Consider the following 10,713-nt stretch of genomic DNA (forward strand, 5'->3'; position numbering starts at 1 on the left):
CCATCAACGACGGGCACCATAAACCCAACGACGAACGCGACAGATCTGGGCCAAAACAGCCGGCAACCGACGACGCCAACGTTGTGTCGCAGGGGGACCCCCTACGGATACTCCCCCGCGACAGCTGGGTGCCGCATGGCGCTTGCTCGGGAGGTGCCCGTATGACCTGCCCGTTGAGGATTCGCGCTCAGGTGCCTTTAACGCGACGGCGTTTCGACCGTTCGGGCCGTCTCGTAACCCATGCATTACGAGACAGAAAGCAACGATACACATTCGAGCGCTGCGTGGAGAGACTCGGAACGCCCGAGATCCGGCACCATAACCTTGCACTGCCCGGGGCGAGCTCGTCGGGGCAGGCTCCGACGCGCTCGGTCTGGTTCAAACGTCTGCGGTTGTGGTGATCGGCACGTCGATGCGGTCTCGGGCAACGACGATTCCGTCCTTGATGGCGTAGCACTCCACGATGTGCTCGCCGCGGAAGATCGAGCTCTCTTTGCGGATACCGGGCTGTGTTGAATCGATGATGTCGCCGCGGATCACGTTGCGACGCTCCGCCTCCGGGCCCTGGTTGAGCACCTTCCACTGCAGCGTGTACGGCTCGGAAACCGTGCAGCTGGCGACCTGGAACTTCAGGTGCTTGCCAGCATTGAGGGGGACTCCGACACGCCCCATCGCGCGCAGCCACAGCGGTCGCCAGCCGTTTTGGGTGACCTCGCAGTCGATGGACACACTTTCGGTAATGTCGACCGGGTACTGATCCTCGATAAACTCCTCGGTGCCCGTCCGCAAACCGCTAGCCGAGGCCTTGAGAACGGCCTCGCTGACCGTCAGCGGCACGCTGGTGCCAAAGACCTCGCGCCACTTCTTGACCGATGCGGTCTTGCCCTCGTTCTCGATCGCAGAGGCACAGCGGTTGTAAGCCTTCTTCGCCTTGGCCTGGAACTTGGCCTTGACGTAGACGCGCTGCCGGCTACCCAGCGCCAGGTAATAGTCTTTCTCCGGCTCGTCCATGAGGAACGCGAAGAAGTCCCGGGACATCAGGTCAAACGTTGCGGTGTTCGCGGAATCGTAGTCGTCGGTTTGCGTGAAGAAGTTGTAGACCAGCGTGTCGATAACCAGGCCGCCTAGATTCACGCCGTTCGCGTTCTTCCAGGCCCGGGCCATCCGGGCGAGGTGACGCATATTCGTCGAGGTTCGGTCATTGCACTCTTTCGTCGCGGCAATCTCCGCGCGCGGCTTGGTGGTCTTCCAGCCGTCGGCCTTGGTGTCTGGGTAGTCGAAGCTGCCGTCGGGGTTCTCGAACACAGGCTGAACCTCAAACTTGAACGCGTCGGACGCGAACTGCACGCGTACAACGCACTGGTCGACCCGGATGTCGGTGTTCGTGTACCGCGCCCTGAGCACGTTGCGCACGCGCTCGAGCATCCGGCGAGGGCCGTTGGCGTCGGAGAACCCGTCGCGCAGCCCCGGCGGCAGGATGAAGATCATATCTAGGTCGGAGATGGATTTGATCGCTGTGTGCCGTCCGAAGGAGCCGATCATCAGCTTGTAGTCGACGCAGGCGTCCTTACCGCGGAAGTCCTTATTCAGGGCTTTGGTGATCTCGTCACGGCGGGCTCGGATCGCCGCGACTTTCTGCCCCACCTTGAGGTTCGCCAGCAACCCGTCGAAGATCTCGGAGGTGTCCATCCTCAGACCTCGCCTTCGTTGAGCCGCAACGCCTCGGGGAGCAGGAGGTCGAGCTCGCGGGAGGAGAACGTCAGCTCCTCGTTGAACTTCAGGCCCTTCTGAGCGCGGCCGTACGCCTTAGGGGTGGTCCGCGGCGCGAACGAGTAGACCGCGCGGGTGGTCTCCTGCAGCTCGTCGCGGCGAGCCCGGGCATCAACGTCCGCGATCTCACCGGACATCAGGTCGGCGATGAGCGAGACGTAGGACTCGCGCACGTCCCACAGTCGCGACGCGATGTCTCGGTGCGCCTCGGCCTCCTCGTGGAACCGGAACGTCTTGGCCCCAAGCGTCACCCAGGTCACCAGTACAGCGACGGTGGCGGTGATGAGGCTGGTCGTGGTTGTGCTGGCGAGCTGACTCACCACGGCGACCAGGAACGTGCCGGAGCTGACCGCGGTCAGCGCGATGAGCACGCCCTGCTGCCAGCGGTGCTTGGTGAAGCAAATGTCCGCTTGCTTCTCGTGGGTCTTGTGGGTGTACGCCACGCGCCCGAAGGCCTCGCGCCCCTGGGCAAGCAGGTACCGGTCGCGGCCGGCGTCATCGTTGATCATTTCGCTCCGAGCACTCTTGAACAGTCGAAGCACACACATCCAGCGAATGCCCCCGGTCTGAGTATGGCGGTGACCTCCGACATCCTGGAACGAACAGCACGTCTTTGAGCCAGAATGGCGGTTGCCGTATTCGATGAAGCGATCCACCGCGGACTTTTCGGCAAACCGAAACTCGTTGGGAGTCAGTGACTCTGTTCTCAGCAAGCAGGTCAGTTTCACAAAACCGTGATCGCTTCCCACGTGCGGAATTCACTCGCTTTCACTGTTAAGGACAGAAGCCTGACCGGCCGCATATCGAAGCCTTGCTAAAGCTGACGGCGGTGGGTGACGAGGGAAGGCTCCCTGCCCGGGGGCCATGCGTCCGAATCCTGACGGGCGGCCGCGCGCGCAGGAATACTCTGCATAATTTCTGACACTCACAGAACCGGTGTCGGCGTCTCGAAACCCTAGGGATACAAGACGGCTCACGCCCACGCCTTGGCTCCCCCACGTTCGCCGGAATCGTGCGGCGCGCCGATTCTCATAACTACGTCGCATAACCGCATGCTTGAACTGTGGTGCTCGCCATTGGTTAGGAGACGCCCCAGGTGAATATTGGCTTCCGAGGGAGCCGGGGGTGGTGCCCGTGAAGGCCGCTGTACCAAACCATGAATCGTGTGCTTCAGAGCCATAGTTGGTGTTGTTGAGAGCCACCTGAAAAGCTCCTTCCATCACGTGAGGGCCACGTGGTGGAAGGAGTACCGGTAATGGTACGGAAGATCAAGGCGAAACTCGTCTTGCAGTTACGCAACCAAGGCTTGTCAGGTAGGGCGATCGCGTCGGCGCAGGGCATCGCTCGCAATAGCGTCCAGACAGTGCTTGAGACGGCTGACAGGCTCGGCCTCGGCTGGGACGACGTCGAGGAGATGCCGGAGGCCGAGGTCTATACGGTGTTGTTTCCCGGCCGTGGAGTGCACGAGTCCGTGTTCGCGCAGCCGGATTGGGGGCGGGTGCACACCGAACTGGCCCGGGTCGGGGTGACGTTGAAGCTGCTGCACCAGGAGTACGTCGACACATCGGGTCAGGCGCAGGCGGTGATGAGCTATGACCGGTTCTGTCGGCTCTATGGCGACTTCGCCGCCGTCTCGGGCGCGACGTCGCGCGTGGGTCACAAGGCCGGCCGCAGCATCGAGGTTGACTGGTCCGGGCCCACGATGCAACTGCTGGACCCGACGACGGGCGAGATCTCAAAGGTGTATTTGTTCGTCGCATGCCTGCCGTTCAGCCGATACGCCTTCGTGGAGGCCGCGTTGGATATGCGGCAGGAGTCGTGGCTGCGCGCCCACGTGGCGATGTTTTCCTTCTTCGGCGGCAGCGTCCCGCGCCTGGTCCCCGACAACCTGAAGACTGGGGTGATCTCTCACCCTCGAGAGGGAGAGATCGTTCTCAACGACGCCTACCGTGAGATGGCGGCGCATTACTCTGCCGCGGTGCTGCCGGGCCGCGTCCGGGCACCTAAGGACAAGGCGAGCGTTGAGAACACAGTTTCGCATGTCGCGACCTGGGTCATCGCTAGCCTCAGGCAGGAGCAGTTCACATCCCTACCCGAGCTGCGGGTCCGGATCTACGAGCAAATCGATGCTTACAACCGCCAGCCGTTCCAGAAACGGGACGGGTCCCGGTTGAGTGTCTTCACCACCGAGGAGAAGCCGCTGATACAACCGTTACCGGCGGCCCCGTTCGAGATCAGCACGTGGTCCTACAAGCGCAAAGTGAACAAGAACGCTCACGTGGTCTGGGCGAGGAACTTCTACTCCGTTCCGTTCAGCCACATCGGCGCGCAGGTCGACCTTCGCATCACGGACACCATGCTGGAGGTCTATCGCAACGACGAACGCCTGACCAGTCACCTGCTGCTGCCAGCAAGCACGACGAACCAGCATCAGACAAACGACGCGGACCTGCCCGAGGGCCGCAGCTTTCAGGCCTGGGATCGGACCCGGATCGACGAGTGGGCGGCCCGGATGGGACCTGCCATGGTCACAGTGATCAGGAAGATCTTCGAAGCTGCGTCGATCGAGGAGGCCGGTTACGACCCGGCGTTGGCAGTGTTGCGGCTGTCCCGCCGGTTCTCGCCGACTCGGGTCGAGGCGGCCTGCGCGCTGGCGTTGCGGGGCCCAATTCGCTCGCCGAGGTATGCGCACCTACGGCCGATCCTCGACACCGGACAAGACAAAACCGGCCACGTCCCCGACAAGCCGGAACCCGATGACGGCGGCTACGTCCGCGGCAGCGCCTACTACGCCGGAGGCACCCGATGAGCCCGCTGGACACAGAGACCAAGCGCAAGCTGCGGGAGATGAATGCTGGCGAGTTGCTCGCGGCGATCGACACCCAAGACGAGACGCTCAGCATCAGTTTGTCGTTTGAAGAGCGGGTCCGGTTGGTCGTCGATGAAGCCTACTCCGCCTTCACGCACTCGAAGGTCGCCGGGCTGATCCGGCGGGCGGGGTTGCGCTATCCCAACGCAGATCTCCGCCGCATCGACCTGCTCGACGAGCGGGGCTTGAACCGGCAGCTGCTGACCCAGCTCGGGACGTGTTCGTTCGTGGCCCGGCAGCAGAACGTCGTGTTTCAGGGGTTCACCGGATCGGGGAAGTCGTATTTGGGCTGCGCGATCGCCAAACGCGCTTGCGAACACCGCATCCGCGCTCACTACGTCCGCATGCCCGACCTCGAGGAAGCCTGGGTGGCCGCCCAAGACACCACCGGCGGCAGCGGAAAGTTCTTGCGCAAATATGCTTCCTTCACCCTGCTCGTCATTGATGAGTGGTTGCTTGACCGCCCGACGGAATCGATGCGCGGCATGCTGCTTGAGCTGATGGAACGCCGCTACGGCGAGAGCTCGACAGTGTTCTGCACCCAGTATCAGCAGAAGGACTGGCACCAGCGACTCGGCTCCGGGGTTCACGCCGACGCGATCATGGACCGCATCATCCACAACACCATCTGGGTCGAGACCGGCACCTACAACATGAGAGAGCAAGCGGCCCTCACCAGCGCCTAACGAACCGGCGAAGAGAGCCAGTGGCTCCCAGCCGGACCACCACTGGCTCTCTTCCGCACGAACGGTGGCTCTGAACCGCACGATCGGGTGGCTCTCAAAGCATCAAATACTCACCCAGGAGCAGAAATGACTAAACTGACCGGCTACGCGCGCGTGTCCACGCGACAGCAGTCCACCGACCGGTATCAGATCGACATCTTCGCCGCTGGCGTCCGGCGTAACGACCTCTACGTCGACCACGGCATCTCCGGTGCTCGAGCATCACGGCCCCAGTTCGGCCGTGCGCTCGGCGCACTCCAAGACGGCGACACCCTCGTCATCACGACCCTGGGCCGGCTCGGGAGGTCAACACAGAACATGCTCACGTTCGCCGAACAGCCCCGCGGTTGCGGCGCTGGTCTTCGCGTACTCAACCTGGGTGGTGGCGATGTCGATACTGCGACACCGATGGGGTCCCTGCTAGTCACGATCATGGCAGCGCTCGGGCAGATGGAACACGAAATCAAACGAGAGCGTATTGTCGACTCCATCAACAAACGCCGCGAAGCCGGCAAGGATTTAGGCGGCCGCCCACGGATCATCACCGACAGCCAAGTCCGCAACGCTCGTCGACTCATCGACGGTGGAGAGACAGCGACAACAGTTGCCCGAGATCTTAGAATGTCTCGTGCAACTTTTTATCGCCGAACGCGGGCACTGGACCTCACCACTGAGTCATCTGAGGCGTCCGAACGTGCCCCGTATTGCCTCAACCAGCTACTACTCTAAGCAAAACCCTACGTTGCTCTGACTGCTTGATTTTGCCCTGGAAACGCTGTAGCGAAACCGTGACCTTGGCGCTATCACATCAAATCATCAACCGCAAAACGAGCAGTCACAACGATGACCAACCGTCCCGGACCCGACAAAGACGCCTGCAAGCGCCACAACGTCATCGAATACTATTTCGCCGTATGCAAGCAATAGCGCCGCATCACCATCCGCTACGACAAGCTCAACCGAACCCACCGCGGTGGGGTTGTTCTCAGGACGATAACCATCTGATCGAAGACAATATGAGTCACGTCCCAGTTCCACCGTGAAGCGCCACTAGCTCGGGTTGCGTTGCATTATCGACAGCGACCCGTGACCGGGTGCGACGACACACTTCGCGGCGTAGAGCGGCATTCCGCGGTGCTCCGCGGTCTGAGTAAAGATGAGGACCGCCGCCGACGGCTTCACGTTCAGCAGTTTCGCCCGTGTGGGGCCAGCATCGGTTGCGACGATCTGGCACACGCCGTTTGTAAAGACGTGTCCGTTGGCCTGCATGGATGCGAGGAGCGTCCGTGGCTCGGCAGCGATTTCCAAAAGCTCGGATGCGATTCGGGCACTCACATCACTGAGGTAGCGCCCAGCAGGGAGATGCTCTTGAACAGTCGCAACGGGAAGGCCGTCTTGCAGCAAGACGCTCTCGCGGATCCAAGCGTTAGCAGTCGGGTCCAGCGCGAGCCGTTTGGACACGAAGTCTGTTACCTTTTCCAACTCGAAGCGCACCGGCTGCACCGTAATTGTCATGGTCGGGTCCGCTAAGACAACCTCAAATGGTCGCATCTGCTCCAGCCCGCCGTGCGGAAGGGCGTCCGTGACGAATCGCCCCACTCCGCGCCGGGTGACCAGCAACCCGTCTTCTTCGAGGAGCATCAGCGCCTCGCGTACGGGCGTGCGGCTGACGCCAAGCATTATCGAGAGCTCTGTTTCTCTGGGCAGCATCTCACCGAGCCGGAATGCGCCAGAGCGGATCCCCTCAGCAAGCCGCGTATAAATGGCGACCCGAATCGGTTGGCCGACGGCGAGACGAAGTTGCTGTTGCAAGAACGGGTGGGGTTCCAAACGTGTCGTCACTCGACCTCCTTGTTGCCCGACAATATCATATGTGACATCTTACTCAAGAGGTATAACCTCATACTGTAATCCAGACAAAGGAGTCCACGTGAGTTCAACAAGCGTTAAGGCCGAATCACCGTCAACGGCGAAGGATCCGTTCCCCACTATGGTCACGACCAGCACGCCGCACATTAATCCGAAAGGGGTGGACATTGCCGAGACAATCCTCCTTCCTGGGGATCCACTGCGAGCGAAATTCATCGCCGAGACCTACTTAGACGACATCCGGTGCTTCAACGAGGTTCGTAACATATTGGGCTTTACGGGCACTTACCGGGGGCGTCCTGTGTCCGTAATGGGCACGGGTATGGGTATTCCTTCCATCTCGCTCTACAGCTATGAGCTGATCCATTTCTTCGGGGTTAAGAACCTGATCCGGGTGGGTACCTGCGGCGCCATGCAGGCGAACATGAACCTCTACGACGTAGTCATCGCTCAGGGTGCGTCGACCAACTCCAACTACCTGCACCAGTTCAACCTGCCCGGCTTCTGGGCGCCGCTGTCGTCGTACCGACTACTAGAGCAGGCCAAGCGGATCGCCGACAACCGCAGCCAGCGTACTCACGTCGGCAACGTGCTCTCGTCGGACCTGTTCTACGGCGCCGATCCCGATGCCATGACCAAATGGATGAAGATGGGCATCCTTGCCGTAGAGATGGAGTCGGCGGGGTTGTTTGCCAACGCCGCGGCCGCGGGCGTCGATGCGCTTGGCATCTTTACCGTCAGCGACCATCTCATCACCAACGCCGAGACCACCGCTGCGGAACGGCAAACCGCCTTCACCGCGATGATCGAGATCGCGTTGGAATTGGTCTGATGGGCACGGCGACCAACGCTCCGGGTCCGTTCCAGGTTTTCAAACCAACCCGGGCCGTACCCATTCTGCTGTCCCTCTTCGTCTTCTCGCTGGTGCTGGACAATGGCTTCAAGTTCTTGTCGCCGGCGTTAGCGAAAGATCTCAATCTGCCCGTTGACACCGTCAGCCTGCAAGCCACCCTAGCCGGCATCCTGATTGGTATCGGTGCCGTAGTTTACGCCGCACTAGCCGACTCGATCAGCATCCGAAAGCTCATCATCTTCGCGATCATCGTGATGACGGCAGGCTCGATCGTCGGATTCATCTTCCAGACTAATTTTTCGCTGATCTTGGTCGGCCGTCTGATTCAGACCGCCGGCTTGGCGGCCGCCGAGACCCTCTACGTGATTTATGTCACCAAGCACTTTAGCGGCGACGAGCAGAAGAAGTACCTAGGCTTCAGCACCGCGGCCTTCCAATTGTCGCTGCTGATCGGCACCGTCGGCAGCGGCTTCATCGCCACCTACATCGGCTGGGCAGCCTTCTTTTTAATCACGTTACTTTCCTTGCTAGCCATCCCAGTCGTGCTGCGTACAGTTCCCGCAGAGACGACACACGACGGCCACGTGGACGCGTTCGGGCTTTTCCTAATCGCGGTGTTCGCCACCGGCACCATCTTGTTCATGCAGAACTTTAACTTGTGGTATTTGCTGCCGGTCGTAGCGGGACTGATCCTCTTCGTCTGGCACATCCGAACCCACGACAACGCCGTGATCACTATCGCGTTCTTCGCCAACGCCCAATACTCGCTGATGATAATCGTGGTGTTCGTCATCTACTCGGTCCAACTGGGCTACACCTTCATGTTCCCATTCCTTGTCTCCGACGTTTACGGCTATAACCTCGGCGAGGTTTCCTTGTTGCTGATCCCCGGGTACATCGCGGCCGTGATAGTCGGCTCGGCCACCGGCAAGATCGCCAAGTTCCTCACGTCCAAGCAAGCCATCACCATCGCATTGATCGGGATCATCGTCGCGATGCTGCTCCCGGCACTCTTAGTGGATACGTGGATCGGGATCTTCGTGATCTCGATGATCCTGTTCGGGATGAGCTTCGCGTTGATGTACGGCCCACTCGTCTCGACCGCCATTATGCGGGTGCCGGTCGAGAATTCGGGTATCGCCATCGGCTTCTACAACCTCACCATCAACATCGCCGTGCCAATCGGCATCGCCTACACCGCAACCCTGATGAAGCTAAAACCCAACCTGCTAGATGGCATCACCGGCGCCGACCAAGCGTCCTCCTACGGATCAGTGTTGTTAATTCTCACGGCGGTCGCTACCTTCAGCCTGGTGCTCTACCGAGTCTTCGTCGTGATCCTGGAGCGTCAGAGCACCGAGAAGCCGAACACTTTGAGATAGTGAAGAGTTTGATTCCGCTCGACGTCGTGCCGAGCCAATGTCACGTCATAAACCGGGGCCTCCGTTCAACATGGCCGGCTTGGTTACTTCCGGTGAAGCCCTGATCGATGAACGTCTTTTGAAGTGAGAGCCCGAAGACGACGAGGGCGTTCTTTTGGGCCGTACGGTCATGGTTGTTGGTGGATACGCGTGCGTATCCGATAAGCATCCCGGTCATGCTGGAGTACACCGTTTACACCCCGGGGATTCTATCGATCGAAGCGCCACTCCCCGGTTAGAGCGTCTCCTCGCGCGAGTGGGAACCAGGCCCGCGCGCGCTCCTCACAAGGGAGGTGTGGAACGCATAAGGTTTTCTACATCCGCGTGGAGAATCGCGTGTGCTGTGGCCAGGTTCGGCATCTGGCCTGGGCGCAGGAGCTCCAAAGCGATGCCATCGATCCGGGACAGCGGCGCCGTCGTCGATCGCGACATATCCTCGGTGTCGATCGCGCCCTCCTCGGCGAGGCGCTCCAGCCAGCCAGCCAGCCACGCGCTCCCGGGTCGTTTCAAGCATGCCGGCATACATGGCGCTTCCCACAGATGTGGCCGTCGGCCCGACGGCGGACGCCAACAGAGCGAACCATGCCTCCACCTCGGGAATGCGGTTTTCGTCAGCTGCCGCGGGCATTTTGGACAGCGGAGTAAGCAGACTCTTTCAGGCTTTCGCGCGGAGATAGACGTAAACGGTTTCGCGGCTGATCCCAAACTCTCGAGCAAGCACAGACTTCGGCACGCCAGCGGCAGCCTTCTCGCGCAACTCGGCCGCGCGAACCGTGTCCAGTGATGGGGTACGACCGCGGTAGACGCCACGTTTCTTTGCCAGGGCAATGCCCTCGCGCTGGCGCTGGCGCTGGCGCTTGATGTTCCAGCTGGGGTGCCAGTCGTGGCAGTTGACATTTTTCGAAGTCGTCTGCACAAGTGTTCATACTCGCCTGCACAGCTCGCCCCAACCGCCGACGAACGTGCCTCAATTCCCGTGAGGTGACCCCCTCATGGGACGAGTGGGGGTCCTACGCGACTCGAAATTCGATCCCGTAGCCAGCATCGCAATTCTGTCCGAGCGACAACGTGGCGAGTAGCCCTTGGTGGTAGCGGTAGTCCGGCGAGTTGGTATGTGAACTCTCAGGTCATTGTTTACATCGTCACTCAGGTCTTCGTTTACAGGCTCTCTCACGGCATCGTTTACAGGTAGCAGGCGTTTAAGTC

At 60.7% G+C, this 10,713-nt stretch carries 10 protein-coding genes; 5 read left to right on the top strand and 5 right to left on the bottom strand.

What is annotated here, in order from left to right; all coding sequences use genetic code 11:
• Positions 1-378: 378 nt before the first annotated feature.
• Both E3T55_RS09680 and E3T55_RS09685 read right to left on the bottom strand, forming a co-directional pair.
• Positions 379-1,689, bottom strand: coding sequence for a nucleotide-binding domain-containing protein (locus tag E3T55_RS09680; RefSeq protein ID WP_134519367.1), 1,311 nt, complete (start codon positions 1,687-1,689; stop codon positions 379-381).
• Positions 1,690-1,691: 2 nt separating this feature from the next.
• Entirely contained in the window at positions 1,692-2,279 is a 588-nt protein-coding gene (locus E3T55_RS09685) for an SLATT domain-containing protein (protein WP_134473421.1), read from the bottom strand.
• Positions 2,280-3,025: 746 nt separating this feature from the next.
• Here E3T55_RS09685 and istA point away from each other — a divergent pair.
• From istA to E3T55_RS09700, 3 genes are all read left to right on the top strand, one after another.
• Complete coding sequence (gene istA / locus E3T55_RS09690) at positions 3,026-4,579, top strand: IS21 family transposase (RefSeq protein ID WP_134519368.1); 1,554 nt, start codon at positions 3,026-3,028, stop codon at positions 4,577-4,579.
• Positions 4,576-5,325 (top strand): ATP-binding protein, encoded by a 750-nt coding sequence (locus E3T55_RS09695; protein ID WP_134519369.1) that lies wholly within the window; start codon positions 4,576-4,578, stop codon positions 5,323-5,325. The genes istA and E3T55_RS09695 overlap by 4 nt, the downstream gene beginning before the upstream one ends.
• Positions 5,326-5,451: 126 nt before the next feature.
• On the top strand, positions 5,452-6,093 hold the full coding sequence (locus tag E3T55_RS09700; RefSeq protein ID WP_134519370.1) for a recombinase family protein: 642 nt from the start codon (positions 5,452-5,454) through the stop codon (positions 6,091-6,093).
• Positions 6,094-6,414: 321 nt separating this feature from the next.
• On the opposite strand, the gene E3T55_RS09705 is transcribed toward E3T55_RS09700, so the two are convergent.
• Complete coding sequence (locus tag E3T55_RS09705; protein ID WP_134519371.1) at positions 6,415-7,206, bottom strand: GntR family transcriptional regulator; 792 nt, start codon at positions 7,204-7,206, stop codon at positions 6,415-6,417.
• Between the two features lie 148 nt (positions 7,207-7,354).
• Here E3T55_RS09705 and deoD point away from each other — a divergent pair, with 148 nt between their 5' ends.
• Together deoD and E3T55_RS09715 are read left to right on the top strand one after the other, a co-directional pair.
• On the top strand, positions 7,355-8,065 hold the full coding sequence (gene deoD / locus E3T55_RS09710; protein WP_134519372.1) for a purine-nucleoside phosphorylase: 711 nt from the start codon (positions 7,355-7,357) through the stop codon (positions 8,063-8,065).
• Entirely contained in the window at positions 8,065-9,468 is a 1,404-nt protein-coding gene (locus tag E3T55_RS09715) for an MFS transporter (RefSeq protein WP_134519373.1), read from the top strand. Before deoD ends, E3T55_RS09715 begins: the two co-directional genes overlap by 1 nt.
• Before the next feature lie 40 nt (positions 9,469-9,508).
• Here E3T55_RS09715 and E3T55_RS09720 read toward each other — a convergent pair whose 3' ends face one another.
• Both E3T55_RS09720 and E3T55_RS09725 read right to left on the bottom strand, forming a co-directional pair.
• Positions 9,509-9,685, bottom strand: a complete 177-nt coding sequence (locus E3T55_RS09720) for a recombinase family protein (protein WP_134519374.1) — start codon at positions 9,683-9,685, stop codon at positions 9,509-9,511.
• A gap of 477 nt (positions 9,686-10,162) precedes the next feature.
• Positions 10,163-10,423, bottom strand: a complete 261-nt coding sequence (locus tag E3T55_RS09725) for a helix-turn-helix domain-containing protein (RefSeq protein ID WP_134519375.1) — start codon at positions 10,421-10,423, stop codon at positions 10,163-10,165.
• Between the last annotated feature and the right edge of the window lie 290 nt (positions 10,424-10,713).

This window comes from Cryobacterium frigoriphilum, from assembly GCF_004403305.1.
In the GTDB taxonomy this organism is placed as follows: Bacteria; Actinomycetota; Actinomycetes; order Actinomycetales; family Microbacteriaceae; genus Cryobacterium; species Cryobacterium frigoriphilum.

Bases quoted from the DNA above. Each gene is read 5' to 3' on its own strand.
- E3T55_RS09715 (WP_134519373.1), top strand. From the start codon at position 8,065: ATGGGCACGGCGACCAACGCTCCGGGTCCGTTCCAGGTTTTCAAACCA.
- deoD (WP_134519372.1), top strand. From the start codon at position 7,355: ATGGTCACGACCAGCACGCCGCACATTAATCCGAAAGGGGTGGACATT.
- E3T55_RS09700 (WP_134519370.1), top strand. From the start codon at position 5,452: ATGACTAAACTGACCGGCTACGCGCGCGTGTCCACGCGACAGCAGTCC.
- E3T55_RS09685 (WP_134473421.1), bottom strand. From the start codon at position 2,279: ATGATCAACGATGACGCCGGCCGCGACCGGTACCTGCTTGCCCAGGGG.
- E3T55_RS09695 (WP_134519369.1), top strand. From the start codon at position 4,576: ATGAGCCCGCTGGACACAGAGACCAAGCGCAAGCTGCGGGAGATGAAT.
- E3T55_RS09720 (WP_134519374.1), bottom strand. From the start codon at position 9,685: ATGACCGGGATGCTTATCGGATACGCACGCGTATCCACCAACAACCAT.
- E3T55_RS09680 (WP_134519367.1), bottom strand. From the start codon at position 1,689: ATGGACACCTCCGAGATCTTCGACGGGTTGCTGGCGAACCTCAAGGTG.
- istA (WP_134519368.1), top strand. From the start codon at position 3,026: ATGGTACGGAAGATCAAGGCGAAACTCGTCTTGCAGTTACGCAACCAA.